The 18517-nt window shown below is 33.5% G+C and carries 24 protein-coding genes and 3 pseudogenes; 26 read left to right on the forward strand and 1 reads right to left on the reverse strand.

The window, feature by feature from the left end; all coding sequences use genetic code 11:
- Nucleotides 1–23 precede the first annotated feature (23 nt).
- From M1D73_RS04705 to M1D73_RS04725, 5 genes are all read left to right on the forward strand, one after another.
- On the forward strand, nucleotides 24–974 hold the full coding sequence (locus tag M1D73_RS04705) for an ABC transporter permease (protein WP_000278778.1): 951 nt from the start codon (nucleotides 24–26) through the stop codon (nucleotides 972–974).
- A gap of 6 nt (nucleotides 975–980) precedes the next feature.
- On the forward strand, nucleotides 981–1832 hold the full coding sequence (locus M1D73_RS04710) for an ABC transporter permease (protein ID WP_121868493.1): 852 nt from the start codon (nucleotides 981–983) through the stop codon (nucleotides 1830–1832).
- 26 nt (nucleotides 1833–1858) lie between these two features.
- Nucleotides 1859–2851 (forward strand): ABC transporter ATP-binding protein, encoded by a 993-nt coding sequence (locus M1D73_RS04715; protein ID WP_017674477.1) that lies wholly within the window; start codon nucleotides 1859–1861, stop codon nucleotides 2849–2851.
- Entirely contained in the window at nucleotides 2844–3815 is a 972-nt protein-coding gene (locus M1D73_RS04720; protein ID WP_000544130.1) for an ABC transporter ATP-binding protein, read from the forward strand. The genes M1D73_RS04715 and M1D73_RS04720 overlap by 8 nt, the downstream gene beginning before the upstream one ends.
- A 194-nt stretch (nucleotides 3816–4009) precedes the next feature.
- Complete coding sequence (locus M1D73_RS04725) at nucleotides 4010–4390, forward strand: BA_1872 family lipoprotein (RefSeq protein ID WP_086692804.1); 381 nt, start codon at nucleotides 4010–4012, stop codon at nucleotides 4388–4390.
- A 181-nt stretch (nucleotides 4391–4571) separates the two neighbouring features.
- Here the strand turns inward: M1D73_RS04725 and M1D73_RS04730 are convergent, their stop codons facing one another.
- The gene (locus tag M1D73_RS04730; RefSeq protein ID WP_121868494.1) at nucleotides 4572–5366 is read right to left on the reverse strand and encodes an ABC transporter ATP-binding protein; all 795 of its coding nucleotides are present in this window, start codon (nucleotides 5364–5366) and stop codon (nucleotides 4572–4574) included.
- 265 nt (nucleotides 5367–5631) lie between these two features.
- Here M1D73_RS04730 and M1D73_RS04735 point away from each other — a divergent pair, with 265 nt between their 5' ends.
- From M1D73_RS04735 to M1D73_RS04835, 21 genes and pseudogenes are all read left to right on the forward strand, one after another.
- Nucleotides 5632–6261, forward strand: a complete 630-nt coding sequence (locus M1D73_RS04735; protein ID WP_000913402.1) for a hypothetical protein — start codon at nucleotides 5632–5634, stop codon at nucleotides 6259–6261.
- 467 nt (nucleotides 6262–6728) lie between these two features.
- Nucleotides 6729–7349 (forward strand): DsbA family protein, encoded by a 621-nt coding sequence (locus M1D73_RS04740; RefSeq protein ID WP_000448622.1) that lies wholly within the window; start codon nucleotides 6729–6731, stop codon nucleotides 7347–7349.
- 326 nt (nucleotides 7350–7675) lie between these two features.
- Nucleotides 7676–8497 (forward strand): MBL fold metallo-hydrolase, encoded by an 822-nt coding sequence (locus M1D73_RS04745; protein ID WP_000477278.1) that lies wholly within the window; start codon nucleotides 7676–7678, stop codon nucleotides 8495–8497.
- 4 nt (nucleotides 8498–8501) lie between these two features.
- Nucleotides 8502–8894 (forward strand): nuclear transport factor 2 family protein, encoded by a 393-nt coding sequence (locus M1D73_RS04750; protein WP_001046359.1) that lies wholly within the window; start codon nucleotides 8502–8504, stop codon nucleotides 8892–8894.
- Nucleotides 8895–9045: 151 nt separating this feature from the next.
- The gene (locus M1D73_RS04755; protein WP_000764206.1) at nucleotides 9046–9570 is read left to right on the forward strand and encodes a nuclear transport factor 2 family protein; all 525 of its coding nucleotides are present in this window, start codon (nucleotides 9046–9048) and stop codon (nucleotides 9568–9570) included.
- Between the two features lie 1142 nt (nucleotides 9571–10712).
- A pseudogene (locus M1D73_RS04760) lies at nucleotides 10713–10895 on the forward strand (DUF4176 domain-containing protein); the annotation flags it as partial.
- 115 nt (nucleotides 10896–11010) lie between these two features.
- Nucleotides 11011–11178, forward strand: a complete 168-nt coding sequence (locus M1D73_RS04765; protein ID WP_481158038.1) for an ornithine cyclodeaminase — start codon at nucleotides 11011–11013, stop codon at nucleotides 11176–11178.
- A gap of 132 nt (nucleotides 11179–11310) precedes the next feature.
- Complete coding sequence (locus tag M1D73_RS04770; RefSeq protein ID WP_000918591.1) at nucleotides 11311–11607, forward strand: WXG100 family type VII secretion target; 297 nt, start codon at nucleotides 11311–11313, stop codon at nucleotides 11605–11607.
- A gap of 162 nt (nucleotides 11608–11769) precedes the next feature.
- The gene (locus tag M1D73_RS04775) at nucleotides 11770–12045 is read left to right on the forward strand and encodes a TIGR04197 family type VII secretion effector (RefSeq protein WP_000529667.1); all 276 of its coding nucleotides are present in this window, start codon (nucleotides 11770–11772) and stop codon (nucleotides 12043–12045) included.
- Between the two features lie 40 nt (nucleotides 12046–12085).
- Nucleotides 12086–12448 (forward strand): DUF3958 family protein, encoded by a 363-nt coding sequence (locus M1D73_RS04780; protein ID WP_000077666.1) that lies wholly within the window; start codon nucleotides 12086–12088, stop codon nucleotides 12446–12448.
- The gene (locus tag M1D73_RS04785) at nucleotides 12445–13827 is read left to right on the forward strand and encodes a T7SS effector LXG polymorphic toxin (RefSeq protein ID WP_000056072.1); all 1383 of its coding nucleotides are present in this window, start codon (nucleotides 12445–12447) and stop codon (nucleotides 13825–13827) included. The genes M1D73_RS04780 and M1D73_RS04785 overlap by 4 nt, the downstream gene beginning before the upstream one ends.
- 1 nt (nucleotide 13828) lies before the next feature.
- A complete protein-coding gene (locus M1D73_RS04790) occupies nucleotides 13829–14500 on the forward strand; it encodes a hypothetical protein (protein ID WP_000719971.1) in 672 nt (223 codons plus the stop codon).
- 253 nt (nucleotides 14501–14753) lie between these two features.
- Entirely contained in the window at nucleotides 14754–15017 is a 264-nt protein-coding gene (locus M1D73_RS04795; RefSeq protein WP_001160636.1) for a DUF4176 domain-containing protein, read from the forward strand.
- 48 nt (nucleotides 15018–15065) lie between these two features.
- Nucleotides 15066–15236: pseudogene (locus tag M1D73_RS04800) on the forward strand (ornithine cyclodeaminase family protein); the annotation flags it as partial.
- Nucleotides 15237–15344: 108 nt separating this feature from the next.
- A complete protein-coding gene (locus tag M1D73_RS04805; RefSeq protein ID WP_000466642.1) occupies nucleotides 15345–15653 on the forward strand; it encodes a hypothetical protein in 309 nt (102 codons plus the stop codon).
- A gap of 1 nt (nucleotide 15654) precedes the next feature.
- Nucleotides 15655–15873, forward strand: a complete 219-nt coding sequence (locus M1D73_RS04810; RefSeq protein WP_000856858.1) for a hypothetical protein — start codon at nucleotides 15655–15657, stop codon at nucleotides 15871–15873.
- A gap of 16 nt (nucleotides 15874–15889) precedes the next feature.
- Nucleotides 15890–16102 (forward strand): annotated as a pseudogene (locus M1D73_RS04815) (DUF4176 domain-containing protein); the annotation flags it as partial.
- Between the two features lie 81 nt (nucleotides 16103–16183).
- Nucleotides 16184–16621, forward strand: coding sequence for a hypothetical protein (locus M1D73_RS04820; RefSeq protein WP_013141783.1), 438 nt, complete (start codon nucleotides 16184–16186; stop codon nucleotides 16619–16621).
- Between the two features lie 151 nt (nucleotides 16622–16772).
- Nucleotides 16773–16940 (forward strand): hypothetical protein, encoded by a 168-nt coding sequence (locus tag M1D73_RS04825; RefSeq protein ID WP_000490949.1) that lies wholly within the window; start codon nucleotides 16773–16775, stop codon nucleotides 16938–16940.
- Between the two features lie 201 nt (nucleotides 16941–17141).
- Entirely contained in the window at nucleotides 17142–17714 is a 573-nt protein-coding gene (locus tag M1D73_RS04830) for an imm11 family protein (protein ID WP_000707084.1), read from the forward strand.
- Between the two features lie 140 nt (nucleotides 17715–17854).
- Nucleotides 17855–18307, forward strand: coding sequence for a YrhA family protein (locus M1D73_RS04835; protein ID WP_000265803.1), 453 nt, complete (start codon nucleotides 17855–17857; stop codon nucleotides 18305–18307).
- Nucleotides 18308–18517 lie beyond the last annotated feature (210 nt).

Consider the following 18517-nt stretch of genomic DNA (forward strand, 5'->3'; position numbering starts at 1 on the left):
CTTTAGCTTGAGGGGGGAAGTTTGTGTATAAAGTAATTGCGAAGAGGCTTTTAAATGCAATTCCGCTTTTATTTGTTATTTCTATTATTTCTTTTCTATTAATAAAACTAGCACCGGGGGATCCGGTTCGAAACTTTGTAACGCCAAACATGAGTCCAATTGATGTGGAGCGTATTCGCAAAAGTTTAGGACTAGATCAACCAATTTACGTGCAGTATTTTTTATGGTTAAAAAACATTTTAACAGGAAACTTTGGTTACTCACTTCAAAATCATCGTCCTGTTTTGGAACTTATCACAGAAAGATTACCTGCAACAATTGGATTAATGGGATCATCTTTACTCGTCTCATTCGTAATCGCAATACCGCTTGGACTATTTACAGGTGTGAAAAAGAATTCATTCTTTGACCGCATTGTAAACTTTATTTCATACGTTGGTATTTCTATGCCGGTTTTCTGGTTTGCACTACTATTAGTCTACTTATTCTCTTTAAAATTGAACCTACTTCCGAGTATGGGTATGCGCACCGTAGGTAAAGATTCTGTCTGGGATATTGTGCAACACGGCATTTTACCTTGCATGGTGCTAGCGTTCCAAAACGTATCTGTTTATATGAGATATATTCGTTCAAGTACGATTCAGCAATTAGAAGAAGAATATGTACAAATTCAATATGCGTACGGCGCTTCAAAGAAAACGGTTTTATTTAATCACGTACTTCGAAATGTATTAATACCGATCATTACAATTTTCGGATTATCGATTCCAAGTTTAGTAGGCGGAGCGTTTATTACGGAAACAGTATTTTCATGGCCGGGTCTTGGTTCACTTGGGGTAAATGCTATTTTTAGATTTGATTATCCGATTATCATGGCAATTACATTACTATCATCATTCATGTTAATTCTCGGTAACTTAATTGCTGATATTTTATATGGCGTAGTAGATCCGCGCATTCGAATGAGGGGGTGATTTGGAATGAATAATAAGAGATTTCAAACGATAAAACATAGCTTTACGAAAAATAAGTTTGTTGCAATGGGAGTTATTATACTTGCGATTTTAACGGTCGCATCAATTTTCGCATTCGTGTCGCCGTACGATCCTAGCAAAATGTCGATTCCAGATCGCTTACAAGAACCGAGTATGAGTCATCCTTTCGGAACGGATGATTACGGAAGGGATTACTTAACGAGAGCGTTATATGGCGGACGAGTTTCACTTGCGGTCGGTTTCCTTGCGATGGTTGTTTCTATTACAATCGGTACTGCAGTTGGAACAATTAGCGGGTATTTTGGCGGAAAGTTAGACAACTTTTTAATGCGAGTTGTTGAAGTGCTTATGTCAATTCCATCATTCTTTTTAATGCTACTATTAAATGCGTATTTAAAACCAGGAATTACGACGCTAGTTCTTATTATCGGATTACTAACATGGATGGACACCGCCCGTATCGTAAGGGCAGAAACGTTATCTGTAAAAGAGCGTGAGTACGTTTTATACGCAAAAGTATCAGGACAAAAGTCACTTATGATTATTGTAAGACATATCATTCCTAACATTTTATCAACCATTATTATCGCCGCGACATTAACGATTGCGACATCAATTTTAATGGAATCATCACTTAGTTTCCTAGGTTTAGGTATTAGAGAACCAGATTCTTCTTGGGGCAGCATGCTAAACAATGCGCAAGGATATATTGGTGAAGCTTGGTATTTAACGCTCTTCCCAGGATTTCTTATCCTTTTAACGGTACTTAGTTTTAACGTAATTGGTGAAGCATTGAAGAAAGCTTTCGCACCAAAAGGAGCCGGACATGAAAACTAAAGTGTTAAGTGAAAGGAGTGAGAAGCGTGTCTGAAAAACTACTAGAAGTGAAAAATTTAAAGACTTCTTTTTTCATAGAAAGTGGCGAAGTTGAAGCGGTTCGCGGCGTTACATTTCGCTTAAATAAAGGAGAAGTAGTCGGTATCGTTGGGGAATCTGGAAGCGGAAAGAGTGTAATGGCGAAGTCTGTTATGTCTCTCGTTATGTCACCAGGAAAAGTGAAAGAAGGGGAAATCCTTTTTCATAATGAAAACATACTTTCTAAATCTGAAAAAGAATTACGTTCTATTAGAGGAAATCAAATTTCACTTATCTCTCAAGACCCAATGTCAGCGCTGAATCCGGTCGTGAAAATTGGGAAACAAATGATGGAAGTAATTATACGTCATCAAAAAGTGAAAAAGAAAGAAGCAGAGCAGATCGCAATCAACTTGTTAAAGCAAGTCGGCCTTTCGTCACCAGAAGAAAGGGTAAAACAATATCCGCATGAACTAAGCGGTGGTATGAAGCAGCGAGTTATGATCGCAATGGCGATGTCTTGCAACCCTGACCTTCTTATTGCGGACGAGCCGACGACTGCACTTGATGTAACGATACAAGCACAAATACTAGATTTAATGAAAAACTTAAAGAACGAAACGAATATGGCGTTACTTCTTATTACGCATGACTTAGGAATCGTCGCGCAAAACTGTACGCGCGTTATCGTTATGTACGGCGGGCTTATTATGGAAGAAGGACCTGTACTTGATATTTTCCAATCGCCGAATCATCCATATACGAAAGGGCTATTAAACTCTTTGCCAAAAATAGCGAACGGCGTAAAAGAAAGACTCGCTCCTATTCAAGGTGTAACGCCAAACTTATTAAACCCGCCACAAGGTTGCCCATTCGCAGAGCGTTGCCCGCATGCGATGGACATTTGTGAAAAAGAACGTCCGCCATATTTTGAAATTGGAGACGGAAGGCGTTCCATGTGCTGGTTAAATGATAGGGCGGTAGGTGATTCCCATGCATGAAGAAAACTTAATTGAAGTTCGGAACTTAAAAAAGTATTTTCCTATTAAAAAAGGACTATTCGGTAGAAAAACAGAGCAATTAAAAGCAGTCGATGACTTAAGCTTCACTATTAAAAAGGGTGAAACATTCGGGTTAGTAGGAGAATCTGGCTGCGGAAAATCAACGACAGGAAGAAGTATCATTCGCTTACACGATGTCACTTCAGGTAACGTTTTATTTGACGGAAAAGATATCGCAAGTTTAAAGGAAAGTGAACTAAAAGAATATCGAAAAAGAATGCAAATCATTTTCCAAGATCCATACGCATCATTAAACCCGGCAATGAACGTATTCCAAATTATTAGTGAGCCAATGAACATTCATGGATCTTATGAAAAAGAAGAACAAAAAGAAATCATATTAGACCTGCTCAAAAAGGTAGGCTTAAAAGAAGAACATTTATATCGCTACCCGCACGAATTTAGCGGGGGCCAGCGCCAGCGCATTAGCATCGCGCGCGCACTATCTGTAAAACCAGACTTTATCCTATGTGACGAACCAATCTCAGCACTCGATGTCTCAGTCCAAGCACAAGTCGTAAACATGCTGCAAGACATCCAAGAAGAAACAGGCGTCACATACTTATTCATCGCACATGACCTATCGATGGTAAGGCACATATCAGACCGCATCGGAGTCATGTACTTAGGAAACATAGTAGAAATTGCCGACAGCGAAGACCTATACACAAAACCGGCACATCCATACACACAAGCACTACTCTCATCCATGCCAGAACCAGATCCAACAAACATAGGAAAAGAACGGATTATCCTAGAGGGAGAAGTACCAAGCCCGCTCAACTCACCATCCGGCTGCAAATTCAGAACGCGCTGCAAATTCGCCACTGAAAAATGCGCACAGGAAGTACCGAAGATGGTTGAGATTGCGAAAGGGCATCAGGTGGCTTGTCATTTGTTTTAGAGGGAGAGCACCAGGGGGACCTGGTGCTTTTTGGTTTTGTGTTGGGGTGTGTGAATGGTTGTAGATTAATGGTCAGCGATTGTTTATAGTTGCATTTCCTGTTATATAATTTTCCTTATTTTTCAACTATAATTGTAATGATATGTTAGATTGTATATTTTAACCTTAATATATTTAAAGGAAGGGGACTCTCTATGAAATTGCTTCGTTCATTTCTCATTTTCACTCTTGTTGTATTGTTAAGCGCATGTAATACAGCAACAAAAGTCACAAAGGTTCAAAAAAATGGCGAAACGACTTTAACAATTGGTTCTTTGCAAGGGTATTACGATGTACAAACGCTTAAAGCTGAAAAAGGAAATGTGGAAATTCCTTATGAGGCAGCAGTTGAAGAAGGTACGATTTTATTGCAAGTCACCAAAGATGATAAGGTCATTTATGAAGAAGAAGTCACTTCTCAAAAAGAAGGTTTGCTTTCTTTTGAAGCGCCAAAACCCGGGGCATATGATTTAATTGTACGCGTGAAGGGTGATGAAGAGAAAGCGAAAGGGATTCAAATACATACGAAGCTATGAAAAAACGGCAAGCGGAGTATAATCGCTTGCCGTTTCCATTTCCAGTTGGTTCTGGCATAACAAATGCTCATCAATTTTAAGAAGTACATATAAAGTAATTCCAAAATATACAATACTTCACTTTCGGCGATGTAATCTCTAATAAAAGATCCAATAAATTTCATAATGTAAATATTTAATTCTAATCATTAAAAATCCTACTTTTTCTTACTTTAATTGTTTCTAAAATATAAAGAAGAATACCTAAACCAAATATTTTTTCAGTATTAGAAATATTATTACCTAATTTAATAATAGGTACATTTAAGCCAAATCTTTCACTCCATTCTAAAGGCATATATCCCCTCTTGCAGTTTATTAATATACGATCATCCATTGTATGAAACGACGTTTCGAAAAAATCAAATTCCACTTCTATCTCAGAAATTTTTATTTCTTTTTCATTCATCAAAGAACCACGTACCATTCCAAATCCTTGTATCATATTTTCTTTAAACATACCTACACAATTATAATTCGAATCATAAATAGCCCAATCATGATTTTCAACTTCACTATGAAAGTATGCAAGAATTTCTCCATCACTTGCTTCCAATCCAACAACGTGATTATTTTTTAAAGAAGATACTGTCATCATATCAGTTGAAATTAGCTTTGTTCCTGCTACATAAGCTCCATCAGGAGTATATAATCCAAAATGTTTATTACCTTCTGGTAATTCTAATAATACAAAAGTATTAGTATCCCAAAGTGTTATACTATTTTTAACAATATTTTTTTCTAATAACTTCCCTTTTCTTAATTGCAAAAACCCAATTCCTAAAAAAACAAACGAAACTATAACAATAAAAATAACCTGTCCCCAATTAATATGTCCCCACTTTTCATATACAGCACATAGTGCCAAAATAAAAACACCAATTCCAATAAAAAATTTAAACTTCCCTTTCTTTTTATAATACTCAAATAATTCCACATAAACACCTCTATCAGTTGGTCTTAATATTTCAATTACCTTTCAAATAGGGGGCACATTACCGAAAGTGAAAAATTGTATGCTAAGGGTGTAAAAACCTATTATAGCAGGTTTTATAGACGTTATATTTACCTTTATAATAAAAGAGGACGTGGAGTAACTTGATTATTCTTAATCATTCGACAAGATACAACAATTTAAGATCATATTTTTTGCTATGATAAGTAAGAAATTTACATATCGTGTTATTGGGGGATAAAAAGAGATGTTGAAAAAATTTACTACATGTATTTTAGGTGGCGCTTTAGTATTCAATTTATCTGGTTGCGGCAATACATCCGACAAAACTTCTTCAGAATCTAAAGAAACCAATTCTAAACAAGAAGAAAAGAAAGTGCAAACAACTGATGAGGCGAAAACGAAAGAGAATACAAAGCAGAAAAATACAGAACAAACAAAAGAGAAATCAAAAATAAAAGAAAAAGAGTATGCTGTAAACAAGGATTTTCATACACCTAAATTTGATGTAACTGTAAAAAGAGTTGTAGAAAGAGATAAGGTTGGTAAAGAGAGTATAGGATTCCAAAAACCTGAAGATGGACATGTCTTTATTGTTGTAGAAGCAGAAGGGAAAAATATCACAAACGAACCGATGAAATTAGCCGTTTTACCATCAGTGGATTTAGTGGATGAAAATGATAATGCTTATCAAAGTGATGTGTTAGCAGCTAGTAGTTATGCGGTTGAAAAAGGTGAGACCTCTACTATTACTAAGGAATTAAAACCAGGGGAGGTAAAGAGACAAAATAAAGTTTACGTGATTAATAAAGAAAAATTTGATACAGGAAAGTGGTATGTAGTTGTTAACCATGAGTATAAGGAACAAATTAAATAGTGTTTATTTATGAAGAGGAGATGGCTCCTCTTTTTTTTTTACAAGTTAACACAGAATTTCGTTATAATATAGAAATTTAATGTTTTCGAAAAAAAGAATTGACTTCTATATTAGTTGTAACTAAAATGGTTACATAAAGATGTAATCAATTTAGTTACAACTAATATCTGCTAAAAATATGATTTATATATTTAATTAAGGATGGTGGTCCATACGTTGCCACCCGGTGTAGAAAGTTACTAACACATTCAAATCAATGCATATTCTAAGCTTTAGTATTTTCTGTTACGGGGCAATAAGGTGCAACGTTATCTTTTGTAAAAAACCTTGGTGGATCTTTCTTTGGAAATATTAGTTTTGGGGAAATATAGTAAGGTATCTAAAAAAGAACAAGGTATAAAAAGATGTACTTATATAAACCAAAAATTTAGTTGAGCTGGATAATAAAAAAAAGGTAGGAGATTTAAATGGAGACGAAACAAGATAACCTTATTTACGTATGGGATGCATATTGTGGATGGTGCTATGGTTTTTCAGAAAGTATTAAAGGATTTTACAAAAACCACACTGAAGTGCCATTAACGGTTTTATGTGGAGGGTTATTTTTAGATAATTTACCAATGAAAAACTTCTCATATATAGAAGAAGGAAATAAAAGAATTAATCAACTTACAGGTGCTGAATTTGGTCCTTCCTATCAAAAATTGGTGGAGGAAGGGACTTTTAAAATGAATTCGAAAGATGCTGCAATTGGTTTTTCAGCTTTACGCTCATTAGCGCCAGACCGTTTATTAGAATTTACTTCTGCTATGCAAAAAGCGTTTTATTATGAGGGCCAAAGTCTGAGTGATCCTGAAACATATCGCAAAATTGCAATCGAGCATGGTTTGGACCCTGAACAAGTATTAGAACGTTTAAACGCTCAAGAAACAATAATAGATGTCCAAAATGATTTCAATAAAGTTCGACAGCTTGGTGTTAATAGCTATCCTTCCTTACTTTTACAAAAGGATAATCAAATTATTCCTATTGGTGGTGGCGTAATGACGCCGGATAAAATTGAAGCGCGTTTTAAAAATTTATATTAAGAAAATTTAGGATATAGTAGCAAACATGTTATCTTAAGCCACCTGACATTTATCTCCGGAATACTCGCCAGTACTATTACACTTTCAGATAAATGGGAGTGGGAGATTTTATCCCGCTTTAACGGGCAGTAAGACCCCCACCTCAAAATTCAGTGGAAGCAAAGAAGTTAGGTGGGGGATCAACTGTCCGTAAAAGTCCGATTGGTGTGGGCTAATAATCAGTGGGGGATGAACAACCCCCCCACTGATTAAAGTTTCACTTTATCGGAACAAGATAAAAATATGATAATTAGTTCATAACTTTAACAAAAGGAGAATAACATATTATGTTTAAAACAATCGATACAAATCAAAAAGATGTGAAATTAACGGTGTTTAGTTCGGACGAAAAAAGCTTTATGGTCACAGCAACATTAGTTGAGAAAGCAGGACATGCATTGTTAATAAACTCAAAATTTACTCAATCTGATTCGAAAGAAATTGTTGAGTATCTGAAAAAAAATGACTTATCTTTAGATAAAATCTTTATTATTCATGGGGATCCAGACTACTACTTTGGATTAGAGAGCATTAAAGCCGTTTACCCAGAAGCTATAGCGTATGCAACAGAGTCTACTGTTGAACATATCGTTCATTCTGTCTTAGGGAAATTAAAAGTTTGGAAAGATGTCCTTGGAGAAAATGCACCAAGTAACGTGGTATTACCTCAAGTGTTTAAAGAAAAAGCGATTGATTTTCAGGGGTTAACATTTGAACTAGTAGGCTTAGATCATTACAGAACTAGCCTATTTAATAAAGAACTAAAAGTATTAATTGGTGGTATTGATGTCTTTAACGAAATACATGTATTCTTAGCGGACACTAACTCAAAAGCGGCTATGGAGGCGTGGATTGAGAACTTGAAAGTATTACAAGCGTTACATGCTGACATAATTGTGCCTAGCCATGGATCAATTGAAAAATCCCTAAATAATCAAGCACTTACTGCGACAATGGATTATCTAAGAACGGCGGTTCAAGCTTCTGAGGAAAGTGGAACTTCAAAAGATTTTGTGGCAAAACTTGAAGCAGCATATCCAGGCTATGCAAATAAAGGTGTATTAGAATTAAGTGCAAAAGTTGTAACAAAAGAAATGCCTTGGGGTTAATGATATGAATAAATATCAAAAGCTATTACATGAAACGTATGTGTTAACTGGCGAAGGGAAATTGGATGCGTTCAAAACGTATTTAAGTGAAAATGTATCTTGGACAGAAGCTGCTGGGTTTCCATATGCAGGTACTTATATAGGTCCAGATGAAGTAGTGAAAAACGTACATGAACGTCTTGGCACAGAATGGGATGACTATAGCGCTAAAGATGAAATCTATGCTTTTAATAACAATACTGTGATCGTGTATGGAAAATATAGTGGGACATATAAAGCTACAGGGAAATCGTTCATAGCAGATTTTTGTCACCTTTATAAGTTTGATGAGAACGATAAGGTTAAGAAGTTTATTCAAATTGTGGACAGTGCAACTGTTAATGAGGTATTAAGTTAGAATGAATCGTTTTTAATATGCCTTGTATAGGGGGAGGTTAGGATAAATGAAATTTCTAACATTACCCCTGACATTACATTTTGGGGAAGGTTTCTCCTTCTTCAAGCTTTTTATAGAAGAAAACTTATTTAAGTAGAAGAGGTAGGTATATATGAAATTAGAGAAAAGTTTAATCATAACAATTATTTCTGTATTTATTTTAGGAGTAGTTTCGACTTTGGTATATCAAGCTTCCGCTGGTAATAACAAAGGGAACTCAATTAAGAGCGAAAATGTCGCTTCTGCATCAAAAGAAGTAAAAGAAAATGAAAAGAATAAAAAGATGGTAGTTGATTTCTATAATGAAGTTTTTAACAAACATAATATCGATATTATCCCTAAATATGTTAGCGAAGATTATAAGCAACATAATCCTTTTGTTGCTGATGGACGAAAAGCCTTCATGGATTTCTTTAAGGAGGATTTTGTTAAAAATCCTAATTCCTCTGCAGAGATTAAACGTGTAGTAGCTGAAGGGGATACAGTTGCTCTTCATGTACATTCTCGTACTAATTCTCAAGATAAGGGAGTTGCTATAGTGGATATATTTCGTATCAAGGATGGAAAGATTGTCGAACACTGGGATGTAATTCAAGAGATTCCAAGTGAAGCAGCTAATGATAATACGATGTTTTAGATAGAAGATATATTTAATAATTGTTTAAATGATAGTGCTGTATAGAATTTAGAAATTTAGATAATAAGTTATCAAATTTGGAAAACATTTAAAAATAGCATATTAAATGATGGCATAAATTAATACGAAATAGCTCTTTAATAAAAAATCCTACCCATTAAAAAATGAGTAGGATTTTTTATTAAAGAATAGTGCTAATTTTGTGGTTCGGCACCATCTAAATTTGGAAACCATGAAAGTATAGGTACTCTATATCCACGTAAAGTAAAATTGTAATTTTTTCCTTATTTTATGTTTGCTTGCAGATCCACTGAATGAAACTTCATCATAAGAAGGCTATCCTCATTAGAAATAACTTTTTCGGTTCCATTTTTTTGCTCAACCTAGTACAATCTCATCAATATAAAAAAGGACCACCATTACTGGCAGTCCTTTTTTGGTAGTTTTAGAAATTAAATTATAACATATTAATATACAAATTAAAAATATACCTTTACAAAAGATACTATAAGTTTTTTATAATTCTTGATTTCTCAATTTTCATTGCATAATGAATTTTTCTATGGGGTATTAACAACTAACATTAAAATTATCAATTCACTAGATTATTAGAAAAAACTGGTTATCTATATAATTATTTGGTAAAATATAGATATAATTTAAGAGGGTAAAGTTAATATAGATCAACTAAGTAATGCTAAGAAAATGTTTTATTGCATAAAAAAAGGCTCCATTGCTGGAGCACTCAAAATAAACAAACGAATTAAAACAAGAAACAGACAATTTAACTATATAGATAAAACATAAATAAATCTATATATATGTAAATATGCATATAAAAACTCTATTTATTGATGCTATAATAGGTTTACTCGATGATTGTTATATTTTTTTATGGTTTTTAAGCAATAAATACCTTCTTAACACCAAGTGTACAAGTAAAAGAAGACATCTTAAGCGATGTCTTCTTTTCTTATATAATAACAACACAATAAAATTAAGATGGTTCAAGTCGGAAAAAAGCACCTTTGGGTGTTTTTTCTTTGTCGAATTTGCCTAATAGGGGCAGCGCCACATTGCTATCAAGTTAAAAATTTTTTCACCCAAAACAAAAAACGAGCTGAATTCACATAAATAACGATGGAAGAAAACAAAAACTTGGGATTAAAGAACTTGTGATGTATGACTATATTGGCTGTTTTTATCCAGAAGAATACATTAATCCTGATTATACATTTGTATTTAATCATGAGGATATTGAAGAAATTGTATTTATAGGTTTTATAGATGAGGAAGAAGAGGCATTTGTAGGATTGCTTAATTGAATAGGATCTAGAAACAGGTAGTCTTCAAATTTTGATAAAACTAGCAATCTCCACGCCGAAATTGGTTAAATTATAAGGGGGAAAAGCTGGTCACGAAAATGATGAAGAGATTACTATTTTCAAATCAGTTGGTTTGGCTGTAGTAGATATTATCGTTGCGAATTATTTGTATGAGAAAGTAGTGGAGCGCGGGACGGGATTGAGTTTTGAGGGACTGCCTTTTGGTGGTCTTTTTTGCATAAAATCTTGTAAATCTAGAAAAAGTAGGATATTTAATGATTAGAATTGAATATTCATATTCTAATATTCAATAGAAAGATAAAACGTTTAAAAGTTCAGAATAATAGATTATAATATGTTTAGTAAAATTAACCAATAAATATTTTGCTCATTATGTATTAAAGGGGAAATGAAAATGGCTGGACAAATTCGTATGTCACCAGAGGAGCTTAAATCGAAAGCGGCTCGATATGGACAAGGTGCAAATCAAATTGAGGACATTTTAAGTCAACTACAAAACTTGCAAAATGAATTAAGAGGAGAATGGGAAGGTCGTGCTTTTGAAGGTTTTGACCAACAGTTCAATCAATTAAAGCCAAAGGTACAAAACTTTGCACAGCTATTACAAGAGATTAATATGCAGCTTAATAAAACTGCAGAGGCTGTTGCTTCTCATGATGAAGAATTATCACGTAATTTCGGTTTGAAATAAAAATTGTCGTACTCTATATAACAAGTATTTTAAATGAGCCATACAGCTTATATTGTATGGCTCATTTGATTGCATGCCTAGAGCGAGTGATATTGATAGGGATATATATTTAATGAGATTTCTTTGATGCATTTGGAAAACTTATAGAAAGGGTTTGAAAGAATGGGACAATTTCAAAGTAATTTACAAACAGCAACGCAAATTGCTACGAAAATGGGATCAGCCTCTGATAGGATTCAAAGTGCAACAAGTCGTTCCATAACAAAAGCGACGCGTACAACATTATCTGTTAACTTCAAAGCACAAGAAGCGAATCAGCAAGTTTTAGACTTGACGAAACAATTTTCCGCTGCCTTTCAACAAGCGGTTGATAATATTCATTCGGTATCTAATGAATTTGAGAGAATGGATAATGAACTTCACAACACTTTTCGCTAATGTGACAACCTACGTAAAGTAAAATAGTAGGAGGAAAAAGATGAGTCAACATATTGAAAAACAAATTAATCAAGTAAATCAAAAGTTACGAAGTGTATTTGAAGAACAAGACCGAAATCAATCTGCGATTCAAAAACAGGAAAAAGTAGAAGAAGATTTTCATGTATGGAAGAATCAAAACCATCGTTTGTTTGATCGTATTTTAGGAACTTGGCATAAAGATAGAGAAATGTCATTGTTTTTTATGGATATTCGTCAAGAAGCACAATACATCGAACGAAAACTTACATTTGAATTGGAAAGCCAAAAAGAAACATTGTTTAAAGAGAAACGAGATCTTAGTGATTTAGAAAATGATCTTTCATATCAGCAACAACAATTAGTAAAGGAGGCTAATTCATGAGTTTAAATATGTATTTGGGAGAAGTACAAAACCAAACTCAAAGTATGAATGCTGTATGTACGGCCACCATTCAAGGTATGGAACAAGCAATTCAGTCGATTGATGCTTTTGCAACTGATACTGTGTTACAGGGGCAAACATATAGCAGTGCAAAAGCATTTTTTGTACAAACTTTTCGACCTTTGGCACAAGGAATCATTTATTTGTGTGAAGAATTAATCCGTCAGAATGGTGCTTTTCCAAGTCAATTTCAATCACAAGTCGCTTCCACAGATGTAATTGAACAAGAGATATTAGAACAAATTCGGGAAATTGACCGAATGAAAACAAGTATGGAAGCTGTCAATCAAGCTATGCCAATGCCGGGTATGGATGCCATGGTAAATCTTTTTATTGTTATGAGGCAAAAACTGCAAGAAAAGCTGGATCATTTGTATCAATTCAATCAGACCTCTAGTAATAACTATAGTACAGCACTGCAATTAGCAACTAGTATTGCTGCAGGTCTTGCGGAAGTTCAGAGTGGGAAAGGGTTTAGTGTTGTCAGCGGTACATTTAGTACACAAGGATTGAATATGGATTGGACGGGGCCTATTCAAACAATTACAGAAGATAAAGCTCGTGAAGTTGAAAGATTAAATAAGGATTCTGAATCTGGTGAAGTAGACAAAAAAGAGTCATTTTTAGGTATGACTGGATTCAATTGGAATGCACCATTGGATGGAGCGGGGAATACATTTGGAACACTTACAGGTGCAGTTGTAGTAGGGAATACAGCTCATAAAGTAATTAATGGTTATAAGGTAACATACGATTTGGACAGAAGAGCACAACGCGTCCTTGTAAGAGAATATTCCGGTTTTAAGGGCAATAAAAAAATTAATGGAAAGTATAGGGATTATAAGATTTATTATGTAGATGATGTCGCGGCAAAAATGAAAAATGGAACTGCTAGCAAGACGATAAAAGAAATAGATGCTCTTATAAAAAATGGAAGTGCGCTAAGTGCGTCTAAAATGGCTTTAAAGGATAAACTTGGATGGTTTAGTGTGGCTATAGACTCATATACGGATACAAGTGAGAATATCAAAAATAATGAATCAAATGATAAAATCGCCGGGGATATTATTGGTAATGTTGTTGTAGGAGGAGCAGTAACCGTAGGGGCAACGGCTCTTACAGTTGCTGCCCTCCCAGCAGCACCAGTTCTGGCGGTTGCGGCAGCTGGATTTGCTGTTTCAGTAGGACTAACATATTTTACAGAAGGTGTGAAATGGGATGTTGATTTAGATGGTGATGGTGAAGATGATAGTATTAAAGATATGGTGAAAACGGGTGCGAAAAAAACTTGGTCAACAGTAGCGGGGTGGTTTAATTAATATGAAAAAAATTATAGATTTTAATAAGAAAGCTTTTGCACATTATATGGCTCTTTATCCTGTAAATGAAATAAGATTCCAAATAATTGCCCTTGTTCTTGTGGGAGCGGACATATTTATTCTGTTGCCCGCTTTTGCGAATCCTTTTCGATTACTCTATGTATATATAGTAACTCCTCCAGTTGTTTTTTTAAATTTGTGGGCGATATGGATTGCTATCAATCCTCGGAAACGACAATTACAATACACCCTATTTCGAGGAGTATATGGCGCCATATGTTCAGTCGGATTATTGGTTATAACTCAAAAATATGCTTATGAAGTGTTACAATTACAAACTCCCATCTATTTTATTCTTTCATTTGGTTTGTATGGTTTTGCTTTGTATTATTTTTATAAAAATCATATTGAAAAACTTCAGGAACCAAGAAAAAAATCAAAATCATCGAAAGGAACTGGTGGTGTAAAAGTAGCAGCTATTGCAGCGGGATCGGGGCAGTTAATTGCTAATATAATTCTTAGCACTGCAACACAACAGATGGGGGCAATTGTATTTATGTCTGCATGCACAGTGTTTTCGTTTGTTTTGTTTTATATGATTATAGAACTCCATAAGTATTATTATTTACGGAAGCATATAGAAGATGGAGGGAAAATACGTATAGGCTTTTAAAGAGGATTTGTTGCATTTCAAGTATATAATCGCATTCTTCTTCTAGTTGGTTAAAGGATAGAAAAAATAGGAGGGAGAGTTAATCTCATGAATGTGGAATTATATTTAGATAGCAGAGATATCTTTTTTCTATTTTGGGTGATAGGGATAAATAATACTTAATCGAAAACGACAGGATGGTGCAAGTGAGATTCTGCGCTATTTAAATAATCTTTGAAAAATATATCAGCCGTATAAGAAAGGGCGGAGAATTATGCAATTTTCTAAAGAAAAGCTGTTACCAAATGGCTCTATTGTTCTGTTAAAAGGAGGGACAAAAAAGGTTGTAATTTACGGGAGAAAACAACTACTTATGGTTGAAGAACCGGTTATGTATGACTACATAGGCTGTTTTTATCCAGAAGGATATATTGATCCTGATTATACATTTGTATTTAATCATGATGCTATTGAAGAAATTATATTTGTAGGTTTTATAGATGAGGAAGAAGAGGCATTTGTAGGATTGCTTAATTGAATGTGATTTAGAAACAGGTGACCTTCAAATTCTGATAAAACTAGCAATCTCCATACCGAACTTGGACAAATTATAAGCAGGGAAAAAGCTGGACGCGAAAATGATGAAGAGATTACTATTTTCAAATCAGTTGGTTTGGCAGTAGTAGATATTATCGCTGCGAAGTATTTGTATGAGAAAGCGGTGGAGTGCGGAACGGGGAATAGGATTGAGTTTTGAGACTGCCTTTTGGTGGTCTTTTTTGCATAAAATCTTGTAAAGCAAGTAAAAGTAGAATATTCAATAGAAAGATAAAGTGTTTAAAAGTTCGGAATAATATATTACAATGTGTTTGGTGAAATTAACCAATATATATTTTGCTCATTAGAAGTTATAGCAGGTATTGACGATTACTCCTTAAAAGCAGCATCGGAAGCTTCTACACTTAAGTATGAAGTAGAAGTAAGTATGCTACATTTTCCAGATTTGTTGCCGATTATTGGAGATACAGACCTGAAAATTAAAGGTGATTTGGGATTGGGCGCAATAGGTTTGAAAGGTAGCGTTGGAAAAGAAACTGGTATAACAGTTCCTGTTTTAGAGGGGGTTACTGTGGGAAGTAGTTTTAAATTTGAAAAACATGAGGAGAAAAAATGATATGAAAACACCATCGTATAAACCATTATATATTTTAGTTTATGTCGTAATATCCGTATCTATTATAGGGTTAATGATTACTCCATTCAACAATTGGTGGGAAAAATTATTAGGAACTATCGTTCTCATCATTTTGGGAGCAGGTTTAATATGTTTTTTAAAATTCGGACGGTGGGCGCAAGAGAAATTTTATGATAAATTTACAAAAAAACGGGATTAATATAAGACTGGAGTAATTTAAAACGTGGGAGCAACCTTTGATGATATATGGTAGAAAACAGGAAACTTCAAAAACTAAGGAAACTTGGGATTATGTGGCTTGTTATTATCCTATTGGAAATGTTTTAACTGAATATAATATGTTTTTAAACCATGAATACATATCAGAAGTTATTTTTACTGGTTACATAAATGAGGATGAAATTAAGTTGTGTGAAGATTTGAAATAATAATTTGGAATTTATAACTATAATAAAATATATATATCTTATTGGATATAATTTTTTATTATAGTTATTTTTATAAGTTTAATGGTGAAAATTTTATTGGGAGTAGAAGGGGTAATGATAGTGAAAATTTTTGAAAATACAATTTTATTTGTTTTGTGTTTAGTAATTCTTAGTGGTTGTTTTACAAGAGAGGGAACTATTGTGGGTGGTAAAGTTCATGGTTCTTCAGATAGTGTATCAGGTAGTATATCTGGAGATTATAGAAAATTTACTGGATCTGCAACTCAAGATAGGAAAGTTAAAAAAGGTGAGAATTGGATTTTTTCTTTTGATGATAAAACTAAACAAGGAACTATAATTGCTTATGTTGTGGATTCAAATGATAATACAATACTAGAGTTTAATAGTGGCGAAGGCGAAAAAAATATTAAAGTGCCTAAGGATGATACATATAAGGTTAAAATTAAAACGGAAGAACATGGTGGGGAATTTCGAATATCATGGAAAAAAGAAAAATAGTTTTTGGATTGAAAAAGGCATCTAAAGAATACAATGTATTTTTTAATCATAATTAAATCGATAGTTTATTTTTTTAAGGTTTTGAAACAGTTGAAGAGCTAGAGTTAAGAAATAAACTAGCAAAATTTTAATGAAAAGGTAGATTAATTATATGTTTTCAGGATTTCAATGGTTTCCTAAAAAATGGGGGAAAAGAAAAGTTTCAGAAAAGTTTCATCAATCAAAGTTTGCTGATGAAGGTAAAGGTATTTTGATTACTATTTATGCTATAGATTTGTATTTTATATCTATTCCTTTAAAGGTAAAAAAATATAATTAGTTTTAATCATACATATATTCTTTATTTGAAGGTTGAGGTAGAACACAGGAAACCTTTTAAAGAGTCTGTATTGAATATTAAGTATATAATCGCGGTTCTCCTATAGTCAGTAAAGACTATGGAAAAGAGAGAAGCAACATCATGAATATAGAATTACATTTAGATAAAGGAAGGATAGAAAAATAACAAAGGAGAGTAAAAATGAAAATTTGGGAATTAAAGAGTTCATTTGATGACTATGAATCCTTTCAACTATTGAACTTAGAAGAAGATTCTAAAAAGTATTTTGAAGGGAAAATTGACTCGGCAGTAAAAGCATCTGATTCATGGGGAGAAATACGTATTAAATGTGTAGAAGAAGGAAATCAAAGTGATTTGCCTCATTTTTGGGGAGAAGTTGGTACGCCAATGGTTAGTGGGAAAGCTAAAAAATTTTTAGAGTCTATACTTGGTGATAATGTAGAATTTCTTCCCCTAATTCATGATGTGACGGGAGAAGTGTATTATATAATTAACGTTTTAAATGCACTAGATGCTATTAACTATGAGAAAGCTATACTAAAGAAACTACGTTCTGGCTTAGTAATAGATTTCAAAAAATACGCATTCTTACCTAATATGGTTAAGAACCAAACAATATTTAAAGTTTACTTAAATGAAATATTACATATTCCTTCCATTTTTGTATCAGATGAATTTAGAAATACAGTGTTAGAAAGTGATTTAAAAGGTTTTGAATTTATCGAGGTATGGGATTCAGAAGCAAACATGTAAAAGAAAGTCCTAAAATAATTGATAGGAGTTAGTGACATGGATGTAAAGGATTTAAAAATTCTAAGAATGTTAAACAATTATGAGGGAAATGAAAAAGAAATTTTTGAACTGATTCAAGCTGAAGCAATGGTGAAATTTATATGTGGAAAAATATGATTTTGGAAATTGGAGATATATTGAAAAGTGTTAATTATAAGCTGAATACACCCGCAACGGATACTGAAGTTCAAAGATTAAGAGAACATGTAAAAGAGAAATTTAATGTTGATTTACCGAGGGAATACGAAGAGTTTCTTAAAACTGTAAATGGTTTAGACTTTGATGGACTAGTACTTTACGGAGTTGATTCTTCTTTACTAGAAACAAAAAAAGATGAACATATTTGCGGCTTTATAGACACGAATAAGATTTGGTATGAAAATGAATTTCAAAAAGAGTATCTTTTCTTTGGCGATTCAAATATTGCGTGGTTTTGTAAGAGCTTATCAGACGGTACTTATTTAGAACTTGATAAACCATCAGGTACGGTAATGAACACATATAATGATTTTAATACAATGCTTGAGGAAGCGTTAAAAATAACCCTTCTTTAATAGGATGATAAGATTATAACTGTTTATCCAATGTATTAAAGAATGTGAGGTACTCAAAAATGAAAGTAACTACTCAGCCCATAGTTAAAAATGCAAGACAATATAGAGGTAATTGCTAAGAAGCACTCCGCCTGAGTTTCAGATGAAATTAAATAATTGAATATTTATATTTAAATAATCGACTATTTATGCTTTAATATTTCTATGTAC

The organism is Bacillus sp. PK3-067, assembly GCF_056738645.1.

Coding starts and splice junctions, on each gene's coding strand:
- M1D73_RS04710 (WP_121868493.1), top strand. CDS start 981: ATGAATAATAAGAGATTTCAAACGATAAAACATAGCTTTACGAAAAAT.
- M1D73_RS04720 (WP_000544130.1), top strand. CDS start 2,844: ATGCATGAAGAAAACTTAATTGAAGTTCGGAACTTAAAAAAGTATTTT.
- M1D73_RS04725 (WP_086692804.1), top strand. CDS start 4,010: ATGAAATTGCTTCGTTCATTTCTCATTTTCACTCTTGTTGTATTGTTA.
- M1D73_RS04735 (WP_000913402.1), top strand. CDS start 5,632: ATGTTGAAAAAATTTACTACATGTATTTTAGGTGGCGCTTTAGTATTC.
- M1D73_RS04740 (WP_000448622.1), top strand. CDS start 6,729: ATGGAGACGAAACAAGATAACCTTATTTACGTATGGGATGCATATTGT.
- M1D73_RS04745 (WP_000477278.1), top strand. CDS start 7,676: ATGTTTAAAACAATCGATACAAATCAAAAAGATGTGAAATTAACGGTG.
- M1D73_RS04750 (WP_001046359.1), top strand. CDS start 8,502: ATGAATAAATATCAAAAGCTATTACATGAAACGTATGTGTTAACTGGC.
- M1D73_RS04755 (WP_000764206.1), top strand. CDS start 9,046: ATGAAATTAGAGAAAAGTTTAATCATAACAATTATTTCTGTATTTATT.
- M1D73_RS04770 (WP_000918591.1), top strand. CDS start 11,311: ATGGCTGGACAAATTCGTATGTCACCAGAGGAGCTTAAATCGAAAGCG.
- M1D73_RS04775 (WP_000529667.1), top strand. CDS start 11,770: ATGGGACAATTTCAAAGTAATTTACAAACAGCAACGCAAATTGCTACG.
- M1D73_RS04780 (WP_000077666.1), top strand. CDS start 12,086: ATGAGTCAACATATTGAAAAACAAATTAATCAAGTAAATCAAAAGTTA.
- M1D73_RS04785 (WP_000056072.1), top strand. CDS start 12,445: ATGAGTTTAAATATGTATTTGGGAGAAGTACAAAACCAAACTCAAAGT.
- M1D73_RS04790 (WP_000719971.1), top strand. CDS start 13,829: ATGAAAAAAATTATAGATTTTAATAAGAAAGCTTTTGCACATTATATG.
- M1D73_RS04795 (WP_001160636.1), top strand. CDS start 14,754: ATGCAATTTTCTAAAGAAAAGCTGTTACCAAATGGCTCTATTGTTCTG.
- M1D73_RS04810 (WP_000856858.1), top strand. CDS start 15,655: ATGAAAACACCATCGTATAAACCATTATATATTTTAGTTTATGTCGTA.
- M1D73_RS04820 (WP_013141783.1), top strand. CDS start 16,184: ATGGTGAAAATTTTATTGGGAGTAGAAGGGGTAATGATAGTGAAAATT.
- M1D73_RS04825 (WP_000490949.1), top strand. CDS start 16,773: ATGTTTTCAGGATTTCAATGGTTTCCTAAAAAATGGGGGAAAAGAAAA.
- M1D73_RS04830 (WP_000707084.1), top strand. CDS start 17,142: ATGAAAATTTGGGAATTAAAGAGTTCATTTGATGACTATGAATCCTTT.
- M1D73_RS04835 (WP_000265803.1), top strand. CDS start 17,855: ATGTGGAAAAATATGATTTTGGAAATTGGAGATATATTGAAAAGTGTT.